This window comes from Vibrio rhodolitus (genome assembly GCF_003350325.1).
GTDB lineage: Bacteria > Pseudomonadota > Gammaproteobacteria > Enterobacterales > Vibrionaceae > Vibrio > Vibrio rhodolitus.
The window spans coordinates 1-25,013 of the sequence record NZ_QLYZ01000016.1; the positions used below are offsets into that span (position 1 = coordinate 1).

22 protein-coding genes are annotated in these 25,013 nt (G+C 46.5%); 11 read left to right on the top strand and 11 right to left on the bottom strand.

From position 1 onward, the window contains the following. Window positions 1-201, top strand: a 201-nt coding sequence (locus tag DPF93_RS14620) for an integrase core domain-containing protein (RefSeq protein ID WP_164675373.1), incomplete at its 5' end; no start/stop codon positions are given. A 77-nt stretch (window positions 202-278) separates the two neighbouring features. Here the strand turns inward: DPF93_RS14620 and DPF93_RS14625 are convergent. The 3 genes from DPF93_RS14625 to DPF93_RS14635 all read right to left on the bottom strand — a co-directional run bounded on the left by DPF93_RS14625 (window position 279) and on the right by DPF93_RS14635 (window position 3,752). Next, a complete protein-coding gene (locus tag DPF93_RS14625) occupies window positions 279-794 on the bottom strand; it encodes a protein disulfide oxidoreductase (protein WP_114766870.1) in 516 nt (171 codons plus the stop codon). Continuing rightward, entirely contained in the window at window positions 791-2,872 is a 2,082-nt protein-coding gene (locus tag DPF93_RS14630) for a protein-disulfide reductase DsbD family protein (RefSeq protein ID WP_425275310.1), read from the bottom strand. The genes DPF93_RS14625 and DPF93_RS14630 overlap by 4 nt, the downstream gene beginning before the upstream one ends. A gap of 187 nt (window positions 2,873-3,059) precedes the next feature. Further along, a complete protein-coding gene (locus DPF93_RS14635; RefSeq protein WP_114766871.1) occupies window positions 3,060-3,752 on the bottom strand; it encodes a pseudouridine synthase in 693 nt (230 codons plus the stop codon). Window positions 3,753-4,045: 293 nt separating this feature from the next. Between DPF93_RS14635 and DPF93_RS14640 the strand changes: the two genes are divergently transcribed. Next, a complete protein-coding gene (locus DPF93_RS14640) occupies window positions 4,046-6,271 on the top strand; it encodes an NADP-dependent isocitrate dehydrogenase (RefSeq protein ID WP_114766872.1) in 2,226 nt (741 codons plus the stop codon). A gap of 104 nt (window positions 6,272-6,375) precedes the next feature. On the opposite strand, the gene cspD is transcribed toward DPF93_RS14640, so the two are convergent. Beyond that, complete coding sequence (cspD, locus tag DPF93_RS14645; protein WP_114766873.1) at window positions 6,376-6,597, bottom strand: cold shock domain-containing protein CspD; 222 nt, start codon at window positions 6,595-6,597, stop codon at window positions 6,376-6,378. Between the two features lie 525 nt (window positions 6,598-7,122). Between cspD and clpS the strand changes: the two genes are divergently transcribed. Continuing rightward, window positions 7,123-7,443 carry an ATP-dependent Clp protease adapter ClpS gene (gene clpS / locus DPF93_RS14650; RefSeq protein WP_114766874.1) on the top strand — a complete coding sequence of 107 codons (321 nt, stop codon included), beginning with the start codon at window positions 7,123-7,125 and terminating at the stop codon, window positions 7,441-7,443. 47 nt (window positions 7,444-7,490) lie between these two features. Next, the gene (gene clpA / locus DPF93_RS14655; protein ID WP_114766875.1) at window positions 7,491-9,758 is read left to right on the top strand and encodes an ATP-dependent Clp protease ATP-binding subunit ClpA; all 2,268 of its coding nucleotides are present in this window, start codon (window positions 7,491-7,493) and stop codon (window positions 9,756-9,758) included. Window positions 9,759-9,822: 64 nt separating this feature from the next. On the opposite strand, the gene DPF93_RS14660 is transcribed toward clpA, so the two are convergent. The 3 genes from DPF93_RS14660 to DPF93_RS14670 are packed head-to-tail and all read right to left on the bottom strand — an operon-like array spanning window position 9,823 to window position 12,194. After that, a complete protein-coding gene (locus tag DPF93_RS14660) occupies window positions 9,823-10,407 on the bottom strand; it encodes a YdcF family protein (RefSeq protein ID WP_114766962.1) in 585 nt (194 codons plus the stop codon). A gap of 49 nt (window positions 10,408-10,456) precedes the next feature. Further along, window positions 10,457-11,278 carry an NAD-dependent epimerase/dehydratase family protein gene (locus DPF93_RS14665; protein ID WP_114766876.1) on the bottom strand — a complete coding sequence of 274 codons (822 nt, stop codon included), beginning with the start codon at window positions 11,276-11,278 and terminating at the stop codon, window positions 10,457-10,459. Window positions 11,279-11,300: 22 nt separating this feature from the next. Then, the gene (locus DPF93_RS14670; RefSeq protein WP_114766877.1) at window positions 11,301-12,194 is read right to left on the bottom strand and encodes a LysR family transcriptional regulator; all 894 of its coding nucleotides are present in this window, start codon (window positions 12,192-12,194) and stop codon (window positions 11,301-11,303) included. 90 nt (window positions 12,195-12,284) lie between these two features. On the opposite strand from DPF93_RS14670, the gene DPF93_RS14675 reads away from it, so the two are divergent. Continuing rightward, complete coding sequence (locus tag DPF93_RS14675; protein WP_114766878.1) at window positions 12,285-12,719, top strand: PACE efflux transporter; 435 nt, start codon at window positions 12,285-12,287, stop codon at window positions 12,717-12,719. Window positions 12,720-12,789: 70 nt separating this feature from the next. Here the strand turns inward: DPF93_RS14675 and DPF93_RS14680 are convergent, their stop codons facing one another. Beyond that, entirely contained in the window at window positions 12,790-13,383 is a 594-nt protein-coding gene (locus tag DPF93_RS14680) for a TetR/AcrR family transcriptional regulator (RefSeq protein WP_114766879.1), read from the bottom strand. Between the two features lie 169 nt (window positions 13,384-13,552). Here DPF93_RS14680 and DPF93_RS14685 point away from each other — a divergent pair, with 169 nt between their 5' ends. Next, the gene (locus tag DPF93_RS14685) at window positions 13,553-14,662 is read left to right on the top strand and encodes an efflux RND transporter periplasmic adaptor subunit (RefSeq protein ID WP_425275308.1); all 1,110 of its coding nucleotides are present in this window, start codon (window positions 13,553-13,555) and stop codon (window positions 14,660-14,662) included. Next, on the top strand, window positions 14,662-17,709 hold the full coding sequence (locus DPF93_RS14690) for an efflux RND transporter permease subunit (protein ID WP_114766880.1): 3,048 nt from the start codon (window positions 14,662-14,664) through the stop codon (window positions 17,707-17,709). Before DPF93_RS14685 ends, DPF93_RS14690 begins: the two co-directional genes overlap by 1 nt. A gap of 106 nt (window positions 17,710-17,815) precedes the next feature. Here the strand turns inward: DPF93_RS14690 and napF are convergent, their stop codons facing one another. Both napF and DPF93_RS14700 read right to left on the bottom strand, forming a co-directional pair. Next, window positions 17,816-18,352 carry a ferredoxin-type protein NapF gene (napF, locus tag DPF93_RS14695; RefSeq protein ID WP_114766881.1) on the bottom strand — a complete coding sequence of 179 codons (537 nt, stop codon included), beginning with the start codon at window positions 18,350-18,352 and terminating at the stop codon, window positions 17,816-17,818. Then, complete coding sequence (locus DPF93_RS14700) at window positions 18,352-18,936, bottom strand: molecular chaperone TorD family protein (protein ID WP_114766882.1); 585 nt, start codon at window positions 18,934-18,936, stop codon at window positions 18,352-18,354. The genes napF and DPF93_RS14700 overlap by 1 nt, the downstream gene beginning before the upstream one ends. Window positions 18,937-19,244: 308 nt before the next feature. Here DPF93_RS14700 and DPF93_RS14705 point away from each other — a divergent pair, with 308 nt between their 5' ends. From DPF93_RS14705 to DPF93_RS14715, 3 genes are read left to right on the top strand one after another with little or no spacing between them, the layout of a single operon-like run. Continuing rightward, the gene (locus DPF93_RS14705) at window positions 19,245-21,692 is read left to right on the top strand and encodes a DmsA/YnfE/YnfF family dimethyl sulfoxide reductase (RefSeq protein ID WP_114766883.1); all 2,448 of its coding nucleotides are present in this window, start codon (window positions 19,245-19,247) and stop codon (window positions 21,690-21,692) included. 9 nt (window positions 21,693-21,701) lie between these two features. Beyond that, window positions 21,702-22,316 carry a DMSO/selenate family reductase complex B subunit gene (locus DPF93_RS14710; RefSeq protein ID WP_075648668.1) on the top strand — a complete coding sequence of 205 codons (615 nt, stop codon included), beginning with the start codon at window positions 21,702-21,704 and terminating at the stop codon, window positions 22,314-22,316. A gap of 1 nt (window position 22,317) precedes the next feature. Further along, window positions 22,318-23,163 carry a DmsC/YnfH family molybdoenzyme membrane anchor subunit gene (locus DPF93_RS14715; protein WP_114766884.1) on the top strand — a complete coding sequence of 282 codons (846 nt, stop codon included), beginning with the start codon at window positions 22,318-22,320 and terminating at the stop codon, window positions 23,161-23,163. A gap of 88 nt (window positions 23,164-23,251) precedes the next feature. Here the strand turns inward: DPF93_RS14715 and DPF93_RS14720 are convergent, their stop codons facing one another. Beyond that, window positions 23,252-23,503 (bottom strand): DUF3081 domain-containing protein, encoded by a 252-nt coding sequence (locus tag DPF93_RS14720; protein ID WP_114766885.1) that lies wholly within the window; start codon window positions 23,501-23,503, stop codon window positions 23,252-23,254. Between the two features lie 201 nt (window positions 23,504-23,704). Between DPF93_RS14720 and DPF93_RS14725 the strand changes: the two genes are divergently transcribed. Next, a complete protein-coding gene (locus DPF93_RS14725) occupies window positions 23,705-24,979 on the top strand; it encodes an MgtC/SapB family protein (RefSeq protein ID WP_114766886.1) in 1,275 nt (424 codons plus the stop codon). Window positions 24,980-25,013 lie beyond the last annotated feature (34 nt).

The window sequence follows — 25,013 nt, forward strand, 5'->3', positions numbered from 1 at the left end:
ACGGATGGGTATGACTGCTACCAGAATGCGTTGGCAGAGAGGGTGAACGGCATTTTGAAAATGGAATATCTCTTGCGAAAGCCTAAAGATGTAGCTCAAGCAAGAAAAATGGTCGCTGAGTCAGTAGAAATCTATAATCAGATGAGGCCTCATACAGCGCTAAAATACAAAACGCCCGATGAAGTACACCGAGCGTTTTAACTAAAAAGTGTCAACCCATATCAGGACGGGTCAGGTAAACTTTGCAATTGAAGAATATCGAGATTGAAACAGAGCAGTTAAGCGAACAACATTCTTAACCAAAGTCCCCACGGCGTAGTAATGCCCGCGGTGAGATACTTGATCTCGCCATCTTTAATCACCGCAATAGTCGGTGTCACGCTAATGCCCCAAGCTTTACTCACCGGCTGCTCTACATCATTGATTGTCGTAAACTGGTGCTGCTTTGCGTCTAGGTACGACTGGATGCGTTCATCGTCGCCGGATGAAAGCGCCACTGTTACCACTTGATGATCGTTGGCAAACCAATCCACAGTTGGGCTAACCCATTTACACGCGCCGCACCAAGTCGCCCAGAAATAGACGATTACTGGTTCGCCGTGTTTACTCAGCGCATTCACATCAATTTGGTTGCCATCAATATCGAACGCTTGGATCTCAGGCGCTTTACCTTTCGGGGCGGAACTGCTGTGATAAAAGTCCATCGCATAAGACGCGCCGGCGATGATAATTAGCGCAAAGCACAGCTCTCTTAGCCAATACTTCCAACCGGATTTTTTCTTAGTCTTGCTCATGGTTGACTCGCTCTGCTAATTGCATCCATTACCTGTTTTTCTGACAAGATCACGGGCAGCGGAATACCTTGCGCTGCTTTTGGACCATAAACAATATTGAACGGTACGCCGTAACGACCATGACTTTGCAAATATTCGGTCACGCTAGGGTTAGGCGTTGTCCAATCGCCCAGCATTAACACCATATTAGGCTGTTGCAGTGCGGTATAAACCGGGTCTTGCAGCACTACGCCAATCTTATTGGCTTTACAGGTAATACACCAATCTGCGGTTACTTCAACAAACACGGTTTTACCTTGGCGAGTGAGTGATTCAATTTTGTCTGCTTGCAGTTTTTGCCAAGGTAAATCATCGACTACAGGCGTTGCCCAGTTACCAGCCGTTAGACTGCCGACCACCAAGCCACCGCCAGCTAAAAGCGTCAATGAAGCGAGCAATGGGATCAGCAGTTTTCGACCATGTACGCGACCTAGCCATATCACAGTTAGGATCACGATTAGGCTACCAAGCATCAGTACCGCGAATTTGCCGATAAATGGCATAAGCAAACTGACGAGCCAAATCGAGGTTGCCAGCATCATAAAGCCGAATAGCAATTTAATGCGGTTCATCCAAAGCCCCGGCTTAGGCATCAATCTCATTAAGTTTGGAGCAATAGCAAACAGCAGCCAAGGCAAACTCATTCCCACGCCAAGAGCGATAAAGATAATCCACAATTCGAGATAACTTGCGCCGAGCGCGTAAGCGACCGCAGTGCCTAAGAAAGGCGCACTACAAGGCGTCGCGAGTAGAGTGGCGAACATGCCTTGAATAAAGTGCCCAATATGGCTGCTGTCACCTCGGCTTGCCATCCAAGTGTTTAAACCTGCCGGAAGTTTAAATTCAAACAACCCAAGCAAGTTAAGCGCAAACAATAGCGTGACAATCAGCATTAATAGCAGAAACTCAACACTCTGGAATTGAATGCCCCAGCCAATGCTTTCACCACCCAGTTTGAGCAAACTCAACGCGCCAGCTATCAGCGCAAAAGAGCTGATAATGCCAAGCGCTGAAGCAATAAAAGAAGTGCGAATATGACTTGTCGACGCTTGCTGTTGCAGCGCGATGCTATTGAGCTTCAGCCCCAGTACCGGCAAGACACAGGGCATAATGTTAAGCAATAAACCACCCAAGAGTGCGAAACCAAGCATGGTAACTAGGCTGGTTTGGCTATATTGGATTGGTAGGGTGCCAGCACTGGCTTGGATCTCTGTCGCGAAGGTGTGATCTGAGATAGTGATTGCCAGCGCTTTGCCAGTTAAATCGACATCTCCTTTCCAGTTGCTAACATCAAATATCGCGGTTAACTGGTGATTGTCGAGTGCCTTATCATTTTCGATGATTAATCTTGGCTTGGCGAAAAACTCCTTTTCCACTTGCTTGCCATCAACCAACACTTGCGGCGTTTGCCAAGGACGCTGGTTGTTGAGCTGCACGACAAACTGCTGCTGCTCGTCGTTCCAATAGGTCGCTGATACTGTGACGTTTGGATTGGCTTTCGGGCTCAGACTCATCCCTTGGTTAAATAAAAACATCGCATCAGGGTCGAGCTTAAGTGTCGCAGGGTCAACGCTAAGATCGATAGGATAATCGGTGATCACGCAGATATCGGTACAGGAAGGCAGACGCAAAGAGCCTTTAAGTCTTGCTACTTGGTTGGCATCTTCAAGTGTCAGAGTAAGGGGAAAGCTAACTTGATGCTTATAGCCCAAGGTCATAATCCCCAGCTGTTCAAAATAGTGGGGGATTGGCCAATGCCAGTCGACAGCTTCAATATTGGTTGAATCCGTCCAGTTTAGTTCAGGGGCAATACCGGCTTCACCGGGACTGCGCCAATAGGTTTTCCATTCACCTTCAAGGCGGACATCCAAGACTGCTTGCACTTGTTTATGTAGCGCTTGCTGCTCTCCTGTCAAAAGCAGACGTAACTTCACCGGAGGATGTTTGGCGTCTGTTATCCAGCCGGTGCTTTGTGCAAAGCTGGCATAGGAGAATAGTGAGCTAATAAGCAGACTAAAAAGAAGGGCAAATTGTTTAATTCGGCTAGTTTGAGACAACACACGTGATCCGTTTGGAAATGAATTAAAGATGACGATAAGACCGTAGTTTAGATACGATTCTTTCGTGCAAGCCTAGAGAAGTGTCTGCAGCGATTCAAGCGCTGATTTGTAACATCTGTTAGTAAACCAAGGATAGCGAAGCACCTCGCTATCCTATCGAGGGCGGTTACAGTGAGATCTCTTTCCACTCACCTGGTTGCAGGTCGCCCAGCACAATATCACCCATCGAATAACGAATTAAGCGCAGGGTTGGGAAACCAATGTTGGCGGTCATACGGCGCACTTGACGGTTGCGCCCTTCAATAATTGTAATTGCCAGCCAAGTGGTTGGAATGTTGGCGCGAAAACGCACGGGTGGGTTACGCTCCCACACTTGTGGTTCGTCCATAACCTCAACTTTCGCAGGGAGCGTCATGCCATCTTTGAGTTCAACGCCTTTACGTAGTTTGTCGAGATCGGCATCGGTTGGTGCACCGTCCACTTGTACCCAGTAAGTCTTTGGTGATTTAGACTGAGGTTGTGTCAGTTTTGCTTGCAAGATGCCATCGTTGGTGAGTACCAATAAGCCTTCGCTATCTCGATCAAGACGACCCGCAGCGTAGACATCTTTGACTGGAATAAAATCCGCCAATGTTTTACGACCATCACCATCGGTAAATTGTGTCAAGGTGTCAAAGGGTTTATTAAAGATCAGAACCTTACGATCTTCTGGTCGAATGCGAGGTTTATTCGAAGGTGTTTTTTTTCGCTGAGAAGACGAGTGGGTCTTCGATTTACCGAACTTATCTGATTGTTTGAAACGCTTTGTCGTACGTTGAGTGGAATTTTTTGAAGACGGACGACTTGAACGTGTCTGCATGTTAACTACCCTGCAATTTTGTAAATAAAATGTATTGTTCGGTTTAAGTAATTTGCTGTTTAAGCTATTATTTGCGCGCCAAATTCTGGATTGGCGCACATGATAATAGACTATTATCTAGCTTTTGTTTAATTATAACGATTAGCTCTCATGGATTCTGCTTTTACTCAGCAGAAGGATTAAAAGAGACAGACAAATCGCGACAAGTGAGGGGATGAAGCATTAACTTGTAAGCGACCACAAACCCAGAGCCATTCATCCGACAGGCTTTGGTTGAACAATAGGGAAATTTCATGCCTACCGAAAAACCGACAATTATCTATACCATTACTGACGAAGCACCAGCATTAGCGACATACTCTCTATTGCCAATTATTCAATCATTTACAGCTTCTTCAGGTATTGACGTTGATACTCGTGACATCTCTCTTGCTGGGCGAATTATTGCTAACTTCCCAGAGCATCTATCAGAAGAACAACGTATCGGTGACGCACTTGCTGAGCTTGGTGAGCTAGCAAAAACACCGGAAGCAAACATCATCAAACTTCCAAATATCTCGGCTTCAGTACCACAGCTTCATGCAGCCATCAAAGAGCTTCAAGCCAAAGGCTATAACCTACCTAATTACCCAGAAGAGCCTCGCACTTATGAAGAAGAAGCGATCAAGGCAACGTACGACAAGATCAAAGGTAGTGCCGTAAACCCAGTGCTACGTGAAGGTAACTCTGACCGTCGTGCACCGCTTTCAGTTAAAAACTATGCGAAGAAAAATCCGCACTCAATGGGCGCATGGTCAAAAGACTCGCTTTCACATGTGGCGAGCATGACAGAGAAAGACTTCTTCGGTAGCGAAAAATCGACCACTATCAACGGCGCAACCGAAGTAAAAATCGAATTCGTTGCTCAAGACGGCGCAGTAAAACAGCTTAAAGCACCATTTGCTCTACAAGATAAAGAGATCATCGACAGCTCAGTAATGAACAAGAAAGCACTGGTTGCGTTCTTTGAAGAGCAAATCGAAGCGGCTAAATCTCAAGATGTGTTGCTATCACTGCACATGAAAGCAACCATGATGAAAGTGTCTGACCCAGTGATCTTCGGTCATGCGGTTAAGGTCTACTACAAAGACGTATTTGCTAAATACGGTCAGCTTTTTGCAGAGCTTGGCGTTGATGTAAACAACGGTATTGGTGATGTATACGCGAAGATTGCTAACTTGCCAGAAGCGCAAAAAGCAGAAATCGAAGCGGCACTGCAAGCGGTTTACGCAACACAACCGCCATTAGCAATGGTTGATTCAGACCGTGGTATCACCAACCTACACGTACCAAGCGACATCATTGTTGATGCATCTATGCCAGCGATGCTGCGTGCATCTGGTCAAATGTGGGGCCCTGATGGCAAGCAAAAAGATACTAAAGCGCTGATCCCAGATCGTAGCTATGCAGGTATCTACCAAGCGGTTATCGATTTCTGTAAAGAGAACGGTGCTTTCGACCCAACCACAATGGGTAGCGTGCCAAACGTTGGCCTAATGGCGCAAAAAGCAGAAGAGTACGGCTCACACGACAAGACCTTTATTCTAGAAGCAGCAGGCACTGTACGTGTGGTTGATGCCAACGATAACGTACTACTTGAGCAAGCGGTTGAGGAAGGCGATATCTTCCGTATGTGTCAGGTGAAAGACGCACCGATCCAAGATTGGGTCAAGCTTGCGGTAACACGCTCTCGTGCAACAGGTGCTCCAGCGGTATTCTGGCTCGATGAAGCGCGTGCACATGATGCTGAGCTGATTAAGAAAGTGAACGCTTACCTGCCAGAGCATGATACTGATGGTTTAGAGATTAAGATCCTGGCTCCACTTGAAGCATGTCAGTACTCACTGGTGCGTATCAAAGAAGGTTTAGATACCATCTCAGTGACTGGTAACGTACTGCGTGACTACCTAACCGATCTATTCCCAATTCTTGAGCTAGGTACTTCTGCGAAAATGCTCTCAATCGTTCCACTGATGAATGGCGGTGGTCTGTTTGAAACGGGCGCGGGTGGCTCAGCGCCTAAGCACGTTCAACAAGTGGAAAAAGAGAACCATCTACGTTGGGACTCGCTAGGTGAGTTCTTGGCGCTAGCGGCATCTCTAGAGCACCTGAGTGTGGTGACGGGTAATGCCAAAGCACAAGTTCTTGCCGATGCGCTAGATAAAGCGACAGGTGAGTTTTTAGATAACAACAAGTCACCATCACGTAAAGTGGGTGAATTGGATAACCGTGGTAGCCACTACTACTTAGCGACATATTGGGCACAAGCACTGGCTGCACAAACAGCAGATGCGGACCTTGCGGCTCAATTTGCACCAATTGCTCAAGCTCTTAGCGAGAATGAAGAAAAGATCGTTGCTGAATTGAATGATGCACAGGGTGTGAAAGGTGATCTTGGCGGTTACTACGCGCCTGAGTTTGATAAAGCTGCGCCACTGATGCGTCCAAGCGCAACATTAAACGCGATCATCAACGGCTAAACAGAGTATTAGGCTTGGGTTCGCCCAAGCCTTTACCTTTGTTGATGTATTAATACAGAAAAACCCGCCTGTTGGCGGGTTTCTTTGTTCTACATCGGCAGCGTTTATTTTGCTGGCTGTGCTTCCAGCGGAGTTACTACACTTGCGTGGTATCCTTTAGGACCTTCTTCTACTTCGAACATTACTTGTTGGCCAGCTTTCAGAGTACGATAACCATCCATTTGGATTGTAGAGTAGTGAGCGAACACATCACTGTCTTCTCCTTCTGGACAGATAAAACCAAATCCTTTGGCGTTGTTAAACCATTTTACTGTACCTGTAGCCATGCTATACATCCCTCATGCATTTGTTGTTAGTTTACCAATTGGCTGCACTCCTGTACGCCAATATAAAGTATCCACCGCTGCTAAATTGAACACCTGGAGTGTTCGTTAACTTTGGAAGAACACGGGTGAAAATCCATTCAGACGCTGCCGAAATTTCAATCACTTAATTTCCAGAGTAGTCAATGAGAGAGCACAGTCAATAGTAAAAAGGTATTACATCACAAATATTTGAATACAAACTTGCTGCAACTTTTACAATCTAATAACTATTTTGCAGGGCTAATGCATAAAAACTTGAGCGAATTGAGCTGTTTTTGTTGTTATTTTAATCAATTTGCCGAGTTGATTCGTAAGATAGACAAAAGAAAAAAATGTTTTATTTGCAGCGATACCATTGCTAGTTTAGTCTCTAAGTATGGGCTTTTTTAACTGCTTGTGCTTTTTGCTCTTATTAAGAGATCTATCCATCTTTTCCGTACAGCAAAGTGTTAAAATAACAGCGAAACTATCTAAACAATACGTATCATGAGCAAGCATTTTGAATGGGTGACTCCGGACTCAGATCTTCTGGAGTTAGAAAAAACGAAAGTAAAACCGCCATCACTGTATCACGTTGTGCTTAACAACGACGATTACACACCGATGGACTTTGTTATTGAAATCCTTGAGCGCTTCTTCTCGATGGACATCGACAAAGCAACACAAGTTATGCTCAAGGTCCACTACGAAGGTAAAGCAGTGTGTGGCACGTTTACCGCCGAAGTGGCAGAAACCAAAGTAGCGCAAGTTACAATGTACTCAAGGGAAAATGAGCACCCACTGCTTTGCACAATGGAACAAGCTTAAAGCTTGGTCGAACAATTACAATTAGGTTGTTCTTTTAGGAGGTCCTTATGCTGAATAAAGAGTTAGAGTCGAGTCTCAATGGCGCGTTTGCCCGTGCACGAGATAAAAGACATGAGTTTATGACTGTCGAGCACCTCCTGCTAGCGTTACTCGAAAACGACGCAGCGCGAGATGCGCTTGCGGCTTGCCAAGCTGATATTGATGCACTCCGCAACGAGCTTGACGTATTTATCGATCAAACCACTCCACTGATTCCTGAAAATGACGAGACTCGCGAGACCCAACCAACGTTGAGTTTCCAGCGAGTACTTCAGCGTGCTGTATTCCACGTTCAGTCGTCAGGTCGCAGCGAAGTGACTGGCGCAAATGTGCTGGTAGCTATTTTTAGCGAGCAAGAGTCGCACGCAGCGTACCTATTGAAAAAGAATGACGTTAGCCGTTTAGATATTGTTAACTTCATTTCGCATGGTATTACCAAAGCATCTGGTTCAAACGACGAGCCGTCTTCAGATTCATTTAGTAACGAAGCTCCAGCAGAAGAAGTTAACGGCGAAGAGCGTTTAGAAAGCTTTGCAACTAACCTCAACCAAGTAGCGAAGAAAGGTCAGATAGACCCGCTGATTGGTCGCGATAAAGAGCTTGAGCGCACAATCCAAGTGTTATGCCGTCGTCGTAAAAATAACCCGCTGTTAGTGGGTGAAGCTGGCGTTGGTAAAACAGCGATTGCTGAAGGGCTAGCATGGCGCATCGTTGAAGGACAAGTGCCAGAAATTATCAAAGATAGCGTAATTTACTCGCTTGATATTGGTTCGCTATTGGCGGGAACTAAGTACCGTGGTGATTTCGAGAAACGCTTTAAAACCATTTTGAAGCAGCTCGAAAAAGAAGAAGACGCGATTCTGTTTATCGATGAGATCCACACCATTATTGGTGCGGGGGCGGCTTCTGGTGGTCAAGTGGACGCGGCGAACCTTATCAAACCACTGTTAAGTAGTGGCAAGTTACGCTGTATTGGTTCAACAACCTACCAAGAATACAGCAATATCTTCGAGAAAGAGCGTGCACTATCTCGTCGTTTCCAAAAAATCGATGTGGTTGAACCATCGATTGATGACACCACTAAGATCCTAATGGGTCTTAAACCAAAATACGAAGCGCACCACGAAGTTCGTTATACCAATAAAGCGCTGCGTGCTGCAGTAGAGCTTTCTGCCAAATACATCAATGAGCGTCATTTACCTGATAAGGCTATCGACGTGATTGATGAAGCGGGTGCACGTAGTCGTCTTGCGCCAGCCAGTCGTCGTAAGAAAACCGTTGGTGTGGCGGATATCGAAGCTATGGTAGCGAAGATGGCGCGTATTCCTGAAAAATCGGTTTCTTCTTCTGACAAAGAAGTACTGCAAACGCTTGATCAGAAAATGAAGATGCTGGTGTTTGGGCAAGATGGCGCTATTGATGTTCTGACTGAAGCGATTAAACTGACTCGCGCTGGATTAGGTGCTGAAAACAAACCGGTTGGTTCATTCCTATTTGCTGGCCCTACGGGTGTTGGTAAAACAGAGGTAACGGTACAGCTATCTAAACTGCTTGGCATTGAACTGCTGCGTTTTGATATGTCCGAGTACGGTGAGCGTCACTCGGTAAGCCGTTTGATCGGCGCACCTCCAGGTTACGTTGGTTACGATCAAGGCGGTCTACTCACTGATGCAGTGATCAAACATCCACATTCAGTGGTACTGCTTGATGAAATCGAGAAAGCGCACCCTGATATCTTCAACTTGCTACTACAAGTGATGGACAACGGTACGCTAACGGATAATAACGGTCGCAAAGCAGACTTCCGTAACGTGATTTTGGTTCTGACCACCAACGCTGGTGTTCAGGAAACGGAAAAACGCTCGATTGGTCTGGTTCAGCAAGATCACAGCCCAGATGCGATGGCGGAAATTAAGAAGGTATTTACTCCTGAATTCCGTAACCGTCTCGATAACATCATGTGGTTTAACAGCCTAGATGAGCAAGTTATCGCTCAAGTGGTTGATAAGTTCATTGTTGAACTGCAAGCTCAGCTGGATGCACGCGGCGTATCCATGGAAGTGTCTGATGAAGCGCGTCAATGGCTGGCAGTGAAAGGTTACGATAAAGCGATGGGCGCACGTCCAATGGGACGAGTGATCCAAGAGCAACTGAAGAAACCTCTCGCGAATGAATTGCTATTTGGTTCGCTAGTCGATGGTGGCACTGTTAAAGTGACGTTGAAAGGTGATGAACTCGACTTCCAATTCGATAAAGAAGCAGAACCGGTTCATTAATCGATACCCAATAAACCAAGCCAGAGCATTTGCTCTGGCTTTTGCTTTTGTGACAGTGAAATCTTTACATCTGAGCTTTTATTGCTTGATAGGCAAACTCAACGTCGCTTGGAATAGGCTGTTCGATTTGAAAGCCTTTTGCCGGATAGTGCTTGATTCGTTCAAAATCGCCAAGCATGGCTTCAACGACGGTAAAAAGGTCAATCTCCTCGCAAAAATAGTCGGTAAAAGATTGTTTCGCTGAGCTCACTGCAACGTACTCAACAGGGTGTGGCCATTGCTTCATAAACGTCGCATAGGCACGTCTTTCCATGTAAGGCTTTTGCACTAGAATGACGCGGTTAAGGGTTACGCCAAGCTTGTCACACAGTTGAGCGCTGAAAAGTACATTCTCGCCACTGTTGCTCGATTGGTTCTCAATCAAAATAGCCTGCGTAGGTACACCAAGATCGCGCGCGATAGCGGCGAAAGTCTCCGCTTCGCTATGTTCGAAAACCCCTTCAGTTAATCGCCCAAATCCGCCAGAAAATAGGATCTTATCGGCGAAACCTTGTTTATATAAGCTCACTGCATGTTCGGCGACGCGAGAATCATTACTGCCAAGCACCAAAATACAGTCGGCAGGTTCAAGCGGGTGATTAAGCTGCATGTAGTTCCAAAGGGTGTCGATGTGTTGGTAGAGTTTCACATTTACCTCATTAGATGATTTCGAGTGTATGTTGGAAGTGGAATTTGTAGCCAAGTGCCACTAGTTTATCTGCGCTGATGTGTTTATCTGCGTTGTGGACGATTTTGGGCAGCGTGAGTTCAGCACCACTTCGCTCAATTGCTGTTTGGTAGAACTCGGCTTTATTGGTGGTGTTTGGCGTTGTAGCGTTAACAACGTGCTTATCAAGGTGCAGCGCTGCATAGCTTACAGCGCCGATAGCATCAGATAAGTGAATCATATTCGCAGGGGCTTGATCACTGACTTGTTTTAAATGAGCGACAAAACGTGCCGGGTGGCGATTGGGACCAATTAGGCCGCTACAGCGTACGATGGCGTAGTCGACACCACTGTCAATTAGGCTTTGTTCCGCGCGTAACATGATCTGTGCGTTTGTGGAAAATTCTTCGTTTGCTAAGGCGAGAGACAAGCTTGCCATCTCTTCAGACATCGTCTCTGCACGGTTAGGATAAACGGTGGTCGAGCTAACCATAACGATTTTCTCGACATTAAGTTGCTTGGCTGCCGTTATCAAGGTTTGCCAGTACAGCGCGTATTCATCGCCATTGCCGCGGCGAAATCCAGGAGGAAAACAGCCAATAACAACTTGCGGCGCAAAAGCAGACAAGGCTGATACGGTGTGTGACTCGCCTTGAGCTAAATCGACCAATACCGCAGGCACTTCATCAGTCTGGGTTTGTTCCACCCCTGCTTGAGTTGTTTTACTTACCACAACGGCATGGCCAAGGTTGGCAAGTAGTTGGCTCAAAGGTAGCCCCAACCAACCTCCGCCGATGATTCCAATTCTTTTCATGCAGAACTCCTTTCAATTAAGGTCAGTACGACTCGCTAGAGTTGCGTAATTCTCTAAGTCTTTGGCGTAAATACTTATGTGCCGGGCAATTACTGACGCTTTGATGTTGGATGACATCAATGTTGGCATGCCAAGATAAGTTTTCAAACTGAGCGCGTAAGCGTACTAGTCGGTTTCTCGCGACTTCACTTTGCGCTAAATGTTTAGGCAGCATACCCCAACCAAAGCCACTGGCAACCAGTTCCAACAACATATAATAATTATCGGCAAACCAAACATCAGGGCTGTACGCTTGCTGGAAGCTACTCATCTCACTGGTTTTGGAACGTATCACGATTTGTCGATGCAGTCTGAGCATATCTAAATGTGGTAGCGTTTCTTCGGCTAAAGGATGATCGATGGCGACAAAAACATCAAATTCAATTCCGCCTAATCCTTCAAAATCAACATTATCATCCAAAGACGCTTCACTGAACATAATGCCCATGGTGGCTCGTTGGTCGATGATCAATTGACGGATATCGATACTCGAAGCAGCAAGACATTCAAAGCGCAGGCTAGGGAAGCGGAGTGAGACATCTTTTAATGCTTGTGACAGATGAATGGTTGGAATGCCTTCATCTATCGCTAACGTAATATCTTGAAAGGAGGTTTGCTCTAGCTGATTAGCACAATGGATCAAGCGACGATGCTGTACTAAGGAGGCTTTAGCGTAGGGTAATAATTTTTGCCCCTCTTGAGTCAGGGTTGGATAGCGCCCGGAGCGGTCAAATAGTTCAACACCAAAGTCAATCTCGAGATTGATGACGTGCTGGCTAACAGCTGATTGTACTTTACGTAAGTGTCGCGCAGCTGCTGAAAATGAACCTTGTTCGACGGTCGCTACAAAAGCTTCTAGCTGTTCAATACTAAACATATCTCTTTTACCGATAGTATCTAACTTTTATCCATCTTCATTGTAGATAAAAATAACCATATCGGAAACAGATTACTTGAGAGTTACATCATGCAAACCAAAGAACGCATCTTCCACGCTATTACATTTGAAGCCGTTGCATTGGCTATCATTATTCCGGCGACTGCGCTGATAACAGGAAAAGCGACCGGTGACTTAGCCATTGTTGGTGTGGGTTTGAGCTTATTTACGGTAGTTTGGAACTACATCTATAACGTCTTATTTGATCGTTGGTTCGGTAGCGATCGCAGCAAGCGTTCTTTAAAGATGCGTATCGGTCATACGTTTGGCTTTGAAGGCGGTTTGATTTTTTTGAGTGTGCCGACCATCGCCTGGTTTTTACAGATTTCAATCTGGGGTGCGCTGTTGTTAGAGGCTGGGTTCTTAGTGTTTTTCTTCTTCTACGCAACAGGGTTTAATATGGCGTATGACCGCCTGCAACCATACAAGTGGTTATTTGGTGCAAGAACTAACGCCACGGTCTAAATAATCGAAACTAGTCTGATAAAACAACACCAGTTGCTTGCGGGTAACTGGTGTTTTTCTATTTGTTAGGCTAGGGAGCAAATGCGCGCAGTACCGTGTTCACTATAGTATCGACTTTTTCTTCCAGTAACGCGCCTTCAGGCTGAGGAAGCAAATCAAGCACTTGCGGCCAGAACAGTAGCCCTTGGAATATGCTGACATAGACATTGGTGATGGTATTTACATCAGGTGCTTTGAGCTTATTAGCGGCTAAAGCTTGTTCAAACCAATGGCTCACTGCGCGCGTACGGTAGATTTTCTGCGTCATATTTTTTGCCAACTCAGGTTGGCGGAAAAACTCCATGACAATCGTTCTTGAGAGTGCGATGCCGTAAATTTTGTACATGACATCGATTTCTAGGTAAGTAACGCGTTTGAGTTGCTCTTCTAACGGCAAGTTTGCATCGAAAGGATAATCACGATTACGAATACTGTTTTGCTGAATTTCCGCCAACACCGCTTCGAATAACAGTTCTTTACTTTCAAAATGTCGATACAAAGTGCGCTTAGATACTTCAGCTGCCGTACAAATGTTGTTCATATTTGCTGCTAGAAAGCCATTTTCGATGAACTCTTGTTTAGCGGCTTCAATAATCGCTAGTCGCTTTTGTTCCGAGCGTGTCATGGTGATACTCCTAATTTCTTCTAGCATTATTGTAACAACTCTTTCGAGGTAGGTAAACTTATGAGTTTACTTTTTCGGTGAGCTGAAATAAAATCCAAATTATACTTATGAGTTTACTTTTTCTGCTCGCGAATACGGCGAGTCAATATTTTCCCAACTGGAGATTGCTGTGAAAAAGGCGCACAAATTATCTACAAAAGTTGCTTTGAATAAAATCGCTTTGGCGATTGGTTTATCTGTTATGAGCTTATCACTCGTTGGCTGTGGCGAAGAGGTGAAAGCACCTGCTGAGACAGCACCTGTGGTAAAACCTGCATTAACAGAAATCGTTTCAGCCAGCCGTAGTGATAGCCTCAGTTTTAATGGTGTCGTGCGTGCAGCGGAGCGAGCAGATTTGTCATTTCGTGTTGGCGGTTTGATCACTGAGTTACTGGTTAATGAAGGTGATCGTGTGATTAAAGGTCAAGTATTGGCGCGTTTAGACTCGCGTGATGCCCAAACGGCTTTGGCATCAGCAAAGCTTGAGCTATCTAACGTTGAAGTGGAATATCAGCGCGCCAAGGCGATTTACGAGAAGAGCAAAGCGATCTCGAAAAGCCAACTTGATGAAATTACCACTCGTTACAATCTAGCCAAAAACCGCCGTGATGAAGCTCAGCGTCAGCTAGATTACACCGAAATTAAAGCACCGTTTGATGGCATTATTGGTCGCCGCTTTGTTGATAATTTTGTCCAAGTTCAAGCTAATGCGCCGGTGTTTATTTTGCATGATCTTGATGATCTAGAAGTGGTGATTTACATCCCTGATAGCGTGATGTTGTCGTCTGTTGCGGGAACAGAAGCCAAAGCTGAAGTGAGCGCCATTCCTAACCATCTGTTTGATCTTAAGTTAAGAACCTATGCGACTCAGGCGGATCCTGTCAGCCAAACCTATGCGGTTGTACTTGGCTTTGAGAACCTTGACGGCTATCGAGTGTTGCCGGGTATGACGGCAAAAGTAATTCCTGCGGAAGTAGAAGATCAAGCGCTCGCGACGACCATTACGCTGCCAATTATTGCGGTTATCCCTGACAACCAAGGTAAACAATATGTATGGGTTGTCGGCGCAGGCAATAAAGTCGAGAAACGTTACGTCGATGTCGGGGCGTTAAGTCGCGATCGCGTAGTGATCAAAGACAACTTAAAAGCGGGCGAGCAGGTAGTGATTGCCGGTATGTCGAGTTTGCAAGATGGTATGGAAATCCGTCCTATGGCTAACGGTAACAACGGAGCTCAATAATGAACTTAGCTCGTTATACGATTGCCAAGCGCACCAGCGTTTGGGTATTGATTGCGCTAATTTTGCTCGGTGGCTACATCAGCTATCTAAAATTGGGTCGATTTGAGGACCCTGAATTTGTTATTCGTCAGGCGGTGATCAACACGCCTTATGCGGGTGCGACAGCGCAAGAAGTGTCTGATGAAGTGACCGATGTGATTGAGGGGGCAGTGCAATCGCTGCAAGAACTCAAGGAAGTGAAGTCGGTTTCTAAGCAGGGCATGTCCGAGGTAACGGTAGAGATCAAGCTTGAATTTGCCAAGAGTTCAGCGGATCTGCAGCAGGTATGGGATAAGCTACGCCGCAAAGTCTCCGATGCGCAGCGCCAATTGCCTCCAGGGGCTGGTCCATCAATTGTCAATGATGACTTCGCTGATGTATACGCGCTGTTTTATGCCGTGACCGGCGAAGGTTTTACCGATAAGCAGTTGCAAGATTACGTTGATACGTTGCGCCGCGAATTGGTGTTGGTGCCGGGGGTCGCAAAGACTGCCACTTTGGCCGAGCAACAAGAGACAATTTTTGTCGAGATTTCGAGTGAGCGTTTGGCAAGCTTTGGTGTCTCTGCACAACAAGTTTTCCAAGTACTACAAAAGCAAAACGTAGTCACAGTTGCGGGCTCAATCGATACGCGAGATATGCGTATACCGGTGATCCCAAGCTCGAACATTCGTTCATTTGATGACTTACGTAACCTGCAAATTGGTGTAGGGCAAGACAACCAAGTCATGCGTCTTGGCGATATTGCTAACGTAACACGTGGTTATCAAGAACCTGCGAGCATGTTGATGCGTTATAACGGTCAACGCGCAGTTGGTTTTGGTATCTCAAACGTGACCGGTGGTAACGTGGTTGAGATGGGCGATGCGGTTAAAGCGCGTTTAGCCGAATTAGATGCTCAGCGTCCACTGGGTATGGATCTGCATGAAATTTCAATTCAGTCGGATTCAGTACGCGCATCGGTGGCGAACTTTATCGATAACTTGATTGCCGCAGTGGCGATCGTATTTATCGTGCTATTGATGTTTATGGGCGTACGCTCTGGGGTGATCATCGGTTTTGTGTTGTTGCTAACCGTTGCTGGCACCTTGTGCATCATGTTCATTGAAGATATTGCTATGCAGCGTATCTCGCTGGGTGCTCTGATTATTGCGCTCGGCATGCTGGTGGACAACGCTATCGTAGTGACAGATGGTATTTTGGTCCGCTTGCAGCAAAACCCAGACGAAGATAAAGAAACGATAGTTTCTGAAGTGGTGGATGCAACTAAGTGGCCGCTACTAGGTGGTACGGTTGTAGGTATCTTTGCTTTCAGTGCGATTGGTCTGTCCCCTTCGGATATGGGTGAATACGCCGGCTCGCTATTTTGGGTAATCCTCTACTCAATGTTCTTAAGCTGGGTGTTTGCGGTGACCGTGACGCCAATGCTCTGCTTTGACTTCCTGAAAGTGAAAGCGACCAAAGGCGAGATTAAGCCGGGTCGTATGATGACCATGTACAAAGCGTTGCTTGCTTGGGTACTGCGTAATCGCATCATCAGCTTAATGGCGATCCTTGGTTTGATGGTTGCGGCCATTTATGGTCTGCGTTATGTGCCACCAGGCTTTATGCCAGATTCTCAGCGTCCGCAGTTTGTTGTCGATGTCTACTTGCCGCAAGGCTCTGATATCAGCCGTACTGAGCGTTATATCGCGGCGATTGAGAAAGACGTAAAAGCCAAAGATGGCATCACCAACATCACCAGTTTTATTGGTGGTGGCGGTTTACGCTTTATGCTGACTTACGCACCAGAAGCGCGCAACACCAGCTACGGTCAGTTGTTGATTGATATTGATGACTACAAGAAAATCGCGCCATTATTGGTCGAACTGCAAGACGAGTTGTCAGTGAAATACCCAGAAGCGTCGATCAAAGTATGGAAATTTATGCTAGGTCGCGGTGGCGGTAAGAAGATTGAAGCCGGCTTTAAAGGTCCTGATAGCCAAGTGTTACGTCAGTTATCTGAGCAAGCCAAAGCGATTATGCACGCTGACAGTAACCTGATCGCGATTCAAGATGATTGGCGTCAACAAGTGCCAGTATTACGTCCAGTTTACTCAGCTGAAAAAGCGCAGCGCTTTGGTTTAACCACACAAGAGATTAACCAAGCCATTGCACAAACGCTGTCTGGTCGTAATGTTGGTGTATACCGCGAGGGTGATGATTTGATCCCAATCGTTGTGCGAGCGCCAGAAAACGAGCGTGATCATCAGCGTGCGGTGGAAAACACCGAAGTGTACAGCGGAACTGCAGGTGGTTTCATTCCTGTGAGTCAATTAGTCGATTCCGTTGATGTGGTATGGCAAGACGCGATTTTACGTCGTATCGACCGCATGCCAACGATTTTGGTACAAGCTGACCCGGCACCTGGCGTGCTGACAGCGGATGCCTTTAATGGCGTGCGTGACAAGATTGAGGCGATTGAGTTGCCACCAGGTTATGAGCTGACTTGGTACGGTGAATACAAGGCATCTAAGGATGCCAATGAAGGTCTAGTGATCTCTGCGCCATACGGTTTTGCGGCGATGATTTTGTCGGTGATCTTTATGTTTAACGCGATTCGCCAGCCGTTAGTGATTTGGTTAACAGCACCACTAGCAGTGATTGGCGTGACCGTTGGCTTGATTGTATTCCAAACGCCATTTGAGTTTATGGCAATTTTAGGCTTCCTCAGCTTGATAGGTATGATGGTGAAAAACGCCATCGTGCTAGTGGATCAAGCCGATGTTGAGATAGCGCAAGGTAAACTGCCGTACTTTGCGATTATCGATGCGGCGACTAGCCGTGCGCGCCCAGTTTTACTGGGGGCATTGACTACCATCTTAGGTGTGGCTCCGCTACTTATTGACCCGTTCTTTAAGAGCATGGCGGTAACTATTATGTTTGGTTTGCTATTCGCAACCATCCTCACTCTGGTGGTCATTCCGTTATTTTATGCTCTCTTTTTTAGAGTCAAAGTAGAGCAATAAACCTTATCGGGACAGACGGAAAAAGAGAAGCCACCGCATTTGCGGTGGCTTTTTCTTATCTAATTGTTGCTAGTTAGCCGAATCCAAGCCAAGTAAAAATGCTGACCTAGCGTTTTTCGATTAGGGTGATCGCGCCAATATAGCAACTGGCAAGACACTCGCCACAACCATTACAATTATCGTTAAGTGTTGGTGTGTCGTTATCTAGCAGTGTCAGCGCTTGTTTAGGGCAATCATCGACACACTCTTGGCAATTACCAAACAGACGAGCATTGCAGCTTTGGCTGAATGTTGGTCGCCAACCGGTATCTGTCGTGTTTAGCATATTCAATGCTTGAGTAGGACAAACTGCAATACATTCAGTACAAAAGTCGCAGTGATTGAGGCTGAGATCCATGATTGGACCATTTGCCTGCATGCTTAGCACGCCTTGCGGGCATGCGGTGACACAATCACCACATTGATTACATAGGCGGTTAAATAACTCTTCTTCAACCGCTCCGAGAGGGCGAGAAGCGTTAATCACCGCCTGCGGTTCTTCAATCGATTGTGTCACGCCTCGTGAGACAGCACGAAAGAAACCACGGCGACTGCTGTTCATTTCATTAAGCTCAATAGCTAGTTCGATACTGTCTGGTTTCATTACTCTGCCTCTTGCCAATAATTGCGGCGTTCTGCGCTTTGCAATTGCTGTTCTTCGCAGTAGAAATTGAGCCAAGCAAAAGTGAATGCAGCCAGTTGGCGATAAAATTCCGTGTCGGCGTGTTTCTGCACGCCAGTGAGCATGATTGGCGCGAATGGCATTAGGTGCTGGCTAATCAGTTGGTTCGCTTCTGCACGCTTATCTTGCTCAAGTAGCAATGAGACTAGCATGAGCATTAAGCCGATATGATCTTCTGGTTCACGCAAACCCGTATCGCATTCCATACCGAGTTGGCGGGTAAATTCACGATACTCAATGGTTGAAGAACCAAATAGCGCATTCTCTTTATCTAAGTATACCGACCCCCATGGTGGGCAAGGCATATCACCGCTACCTTGCAACAAATTGAAGTAGTCGGCTTCTAGTGTGTCACTGGCAACGTCCTTCGCGAGTTTAGCAAGATTTGTTAATAACTCGTCATCTTGTGTCGCAAATGCATTTAAGATGTTTTGACCATCTTCAGAGTGAGGAGAGTAGTAAAATAGACCGCCTAATAGGCGAAAAAGCGTAATTTCGTATGGCATAAATAAAACTGCGTTAGGTTTTTGCCGAGCATACCCGCTTCAAAATCTGAAATAAATGCGTTTAGTCAAAAATCAAATGCAATAGTGCTCATTTAATAATGCGAACTATTTCGATTAAATATTTCAAATTATGTTAACTAGTTCAAAAATATGACCAAGATCTCATTTATGAAACTGGATGGGTGAGATTTTGAGTAGCACGGAAAAAATGTTGATTGAGCGCAATATTAACCTTACTACTTAAGGGGTAAAAGAGGGGCTGCAAAAGACCACAGAGTCTTTTCTCACAACCAATGAGAAGTTGTCCTATGAAAAATACACTGAAAGCATTAATGACCGGTGGCTTTACGAGACGTGATTTTATCAAGTCTTCGACAGCCGTCGGTGGACTGGCTGCGACGGCCAGCGCAATTTCACTCCCTTTTAAGTCAAGCCCTGTTGCTGCTGCCACTAATGAAGCGATCGAAGAAAAAGTAGTTTGGAGTGCGTGTACCGTAAACTGCGGTAGCCGTTGTCCACTGCGTATGCATGTTGTTGATGGCGAAATTAAGTGGGTGGAAACCGATAACACCGGTGACGATGTGTACGGTAACCACCAAGTGCGCGCATGTCTACGTGGCCGCTCAATGCGCCGTCGCGTTTATAACCCAGACCGTTTGAAGTACCCAATGAAGCGCGTAGGTAAGCGTGGTGAAGGTAAATTCAAACGCATCAGTTGGGAAGAAGCGTACGATGAAATCGCTAATAATATGAAGCGCATCATCAAAGAGCACGGAAACGAAGCAATCTACCTCAACTACGGTACAGGTACGCTTGGTGGCACAGTAACGAAGTCTTGGCCTCCAGGTAGCTCACTAATCGCGCGTATGATGAACCTAAGCGGTGGTTACTTAAACCACTACGGTGATTATTCTACGGCGCAAATTACAGTAGGTCTTGATTACACTTATGGTGGCGGTTGGGCTTACGGCAACTCATTCTCAGATCTTGAGAACACTAAGCTTATCGTTCAGTTCGGTAACAACCCTGCAGAAACGCGTATGTCAGGTGGCGGTCTTATTCACCATTTGATGGAATCTAAAGAGCGCTCAAAAGCTCGCATGATCATGATTGACCCTCGTTACACGGACACGGCAGGTGGTCGTGAAGATGAGTGGATTCCAATTCGTCCTGGTACCGATGCGGCATTTATCGCGGCGATGGCTTACGTGATGATCACGGAAGACCTAGTCGACCAGCCTTTCTTAGATAAATACTGTGTTGGTTACGATGAGAAAACGCTACCAGCGTCAGCGCCAGCGAAAAGCGATTACAAGTCGTACATTCTAGGTCAAGGTCCTGATGGTATTGCGAAGACGCCTGAGTGGGCTGCGCAAATCACCGGTATTCCAGTAGATACCATCATCAAAACAGCGCGTGAGATTGGCTCAACCAAACCTTGTGCAGTATTGCAAGGCTGGGGTCTACAGCGTACTGCGAACGGTGAAATTGCGGCACGTGCCATCGCTATGCTTGCACTACTCACAGGTAACGTAGGTATCAATGGTGGTGGTACTGGTGCTCGTGAATCGGATTACAACATCCCATTTGTGCGTTTCCCAACCTTAAAGAACCCAGTGAAAGCGTCGATTCCGATGTTCTTATGGACAGATGCTATCGTGCGCGGTCCTGAAATGACGGCAACACGCGATGGTATCCGTGGCGTTGAGCAGTTGAGCGTGCCAATCAAGATGATTTGGAACTACGCGGGTAACTGCATCATCAACCAGCACTCTGATATCAACAAGACGCATGAAATCCTGCAAGATGACAAAGCGTGTGAGTTAATTGTGGTGATTGATAACCACATGACTTCATCGGCGAAATACGCTGATATCGTACTGCCTGACTTAACTACATCAGAGCAAGCTGACTTCTGTATGGATACAAAAGCAGCGAACATGCCTTACTTTATCTTCGCTGATAAAGCGATTGAGCCGCAGTTTGAAGCGAAAGGTATCTACGAGATCTGTTCTGAGATTTCGAAACGCATGGGTGTGGGTGAGCAGTTTACCGAAGGTCGCGATCAAGAAGGTTGGCTACGTCACCTTTACGCATTGACTCGCGAGCAAGATCCTACGTTGCCTGATTTTGAAACCATGCGCAAGCTTGGTATCTACAAGCGTCGCGATCCAAACGGTCACTACGTGGCTTACAAAGCCTTCCGTGAAGATCCAGAAAACAACCCATTGGGTACGCCTTCTGGCAAGATTGAGATCTACTCAGAACGTCTAGCGAACATCGCGGCGACTTGGGAACTGCAAGAAGATGAAGTGATTCACCCGCTACCAATCTATGTGTCGACCTTTGACGGTTGGGACTCGAAGAAGCGTGATCAATTCCCACTGCAATTGACCGGTTTCCACTATAAGGCACGTTGTCACTCAACCTACGGTAACGTAGACATCATCAAAGAAGCCGCGCGCCAAGAAATGTGGATTAACCCATTGGATGCTCAGCAGCGTGGAATCGAAAATGGTGATTTGATCCGTATCTTTAATGAGCGCGGTGAAGTGCATATCCCAGCGAAAGTGACGCCACGTATGATGCCAGGTGTCGTCGCGCTAGGCGAGGGTGCATGGTACGCACCAGATAAGAACAAGGTGGATAAAGGCGGCTGTATTAACGTGTTGACGACTCATCGTCCAAGTCCGCTGGCTAAGGGTAACCCTCAGCATACCAACTTAGTAGAAGTTCAACTGGTGAAGAAGGCATAAGGTTAAACCATGAAACAATACGGCTTTTATATTGATTCAAGCAAGTGTACCGGTTGTAAAACGTGTCAGCTTTCTTGTAAAGACAACAAAGACCTAGATGTAGGTCGTAACTACCGTCGTGTGTACGAATACGCCGGTGGTAACTGGGTGGAAGACAACGGCACTTGGCGCCAAGATGTGTTCTCTTACTATGTGTCGGTTGCGTGTAACCATTGTAGTAACCCGGCGTGTACTAAAGTGTGCCCAAGTGGTGCAATGCACAAGCGTGAAGACGGCTTTGTGGTGGTTGACACCGATAAGTGTATCGGTTGTCAGTACTGCTCAATGGCGTGTCCTTACGGCGCTCCTCAGTACAACAAAGAAAAAGGTCATATGACCAAGTGTGATGGCTGTTACGAGCGTGTCGCTGAAGGTTTGAACCCAGTATGCGTGGATTCTTGTCCACTGCGTGCATTGGAGTTTGGTCCTATCGATGAGCTACGCGCGAAATACGGCACCAATGCAGAAGTGGCGCCGCTACCGCCAGCGTCACTGACTCAACCAAATATCGTCATTAAACCAAACCGCCATGCACGTCCTTGTGGAGACACCACAGGCTTCTTGGCTAACCCGAAGGAGGTGTAATATGGCATGGCATGAATGGCCGCTTATCGTTTTCACGGTATTGGCACAAACCTCTGTAGGTGCGTTTTTAGTATTAGCGACGATGCTTTTAACTAAGCAGCTTTCAACCGGTGCTGAAGAGCGTCTGCACAAAGCGATGTTTGGTCTTTGGGCTGTGATGGGCTTAGGTTTCCTTGCTTCTATCATGCACTTGGGTAGCCCACTGCGCGCAATGAATGCGTTAAACATGGTGGGCAGCTCTTGGCTATCGAATGAAATCGCATCAGGCAGCGTATTCTTCGCACTAGGTGGCCTGTTCTGGCTACTGTCTGTACTAGACAAAGGCAGCGAAGCGATTCGTAAAGCGCTGATGATTGGTGCAATGGTGGTTGGCATTGTGTTTATGTACGCAATGGCAATGGTGTACATGATTGATACCGTACCAACTTGGTACACATCACTCACACCAGCAGCGTTTGTTGTTACCATGCTAGTCAGCGGTACGGCTCTAGCGCAGTTGCTACTGTCTGTTGCAAATCATGACAACTCAGCGGCGGATAAAGTACTGCCGGTGATGGGCTTGATTGGTCTGTTTGCCGTGGCGATTTTGGTAATGCAATTGACCGCGCACCTAGGTGCGATTGAAACTAGCGTTGCTGCAGCGCTATCCGTTGTGCCAGATTACAGCTCGCTACAAACCACTCGCTTAGCGCTGCTATCAGCGGGTATCGCGCTATGGTTATTGCCAGTCGTGCGCCGCACACCGATTACCGCTGCGCCAATGGCGATTGCATTTGCATTGATCGTGGTGTCTGAACTGATTGGTCGTGGCGTGTTTTACGGCATGCACATGTCTGCAGGTATGTAGTTACTGGTTGTTTAGCTATTAAAGCGAACACCAAACAAAGCCCCGCCATCAAGTACGGGGCTTTTTGTTTGGAATACCCAGTTAGAGCCTATTTGGCGAGCAGCGAAAGTTTCTTCAGAAAGCTCTCTTTAAGGTGCTCCTGATCGTAGTCTAGATGGTAGGTATTGTGGAACCCAACCTTTAGTTCAACGCCATTACCACGCAAATAAACGTTATAGCCGTCATAGTCTGAGAAGGCTTCGACCCCCTCATATATCTTGCCAAATTCAGTCGGTGTGCCGTTATTCATCACACACTCATAGGCTTGCAATACTTTGGTCGGATCTAGCTCGTTTTTCATTTCGATCTCCTCGCTAAAACACACACTATTAGTGTGGTCAATAATTGAGTGACACGCCAATCAAATCGAGTAACTGGTGTATCTGCGATTGGCAATCTATTGATTAATTCACAGTTAAATACGTATACCAGAGTAAAATGAATCTTGTGAGTGGTTAGATTTGTCATCAACATCAATCATTTTGCTGACGCGAGGTGAATTATGGAACTAACGAATTTCGTTGCTCAAGAGCATACCATCTGGAATCTGTTTATCGCCTTATTGCTCGGCGCTATCGTTGGTACTCAGCGTGGCTGGGTGATGCGTAATAGTGTTGAGGGCAGTCGAGTCGCTGGCATCCGCACATTCTCATTGGTCGGGTTACTCGGCGGTCTAGTGGGTATTCTCGCGGCTCATTACTCTCCGTTATTGATTGGTTTTGCTCTGATCGCTTTGGTGATACTGGCTTGTATTGCTTTTGTTATCCAACAGAAGAAAAGTGAAGATATTAGTATTACTGGTGTGGTGAGTTTAATTGTCACATTCGTCCTTGGCACATTAGCGGTGTCAGGCGAAGCGGTTGTAGCCGCCGCGGCAGCGGTGATCACGGCTGTCGTCCTCGATAATAAGAAAGAATTGCACCAAGCACTGCAAAAGCTGCAAGAGTATGAACTCGATGCCGCGCTACGTTTATTACTTATCTCAATCGTATTACTGCCGCTGCTGCCGAATCAAACCTATGGTCCATGGAATGCCCTTAATCCTTATGAGATATGGTGGATGGTGGTATTGATTGCCAGTATCTCTTTCGTTGGTTATTTCGCGATTAAGATTGGTGGCACTAAACGAGGCATTTTGTTTACCTCGGTGTTTGCCGGGCTAAGCTCCTCGACGGCACTGACTCTGCAGTTTTCTCACTTGTCGCGAGAACAAGCCAATATTAGTCCGCTACTCGCCAGCGGTATCTTGCTTAGTTGCGGCACCATGTTTCCGCGTTTATTGATTGTTTTGTCGGTGCTGAATCCACAATTGGTCAAAATACTTTGGCCGATTGTGTTAGTGATGATGGTGGCGCTCTATTTGCCGGCGTGGTGGATCTGGCGCAGCAGTAAGATTGAGACCGTTGAACAGCCAAATCAGAAAACCAACCCGTTGGCACTTCAATCAGCGCTATTCTTTGGCGTGGTGCTGGCGGTGATCATGTTGTTAAGCCACGCATTGTCGGATTGGTTTGGTAACGCGGGTACTTTGATTTTGGCTGCGCTTTCAGGCATTACCGATGTGGATGCTATCTCACTTGCGCTAGGACGACAAAGTACACAAACATTAAGCGTGCAGACTGCTGCATTGGGGATTTTTATTGCCGCTTCAGTCAATACCATTGTCAAAATGGGGATGGTGGTCAGTATCGGCAACAAAGCGCTATGGTCAAAAGTTGCGCCGGTTATGATTGGTTGCGTCCTGTCGGGTGGGGCAGTGCTGGTTGTGATGGCTTGAATGAGAATAACAGGCAATAAAAAACCCTCGCAGA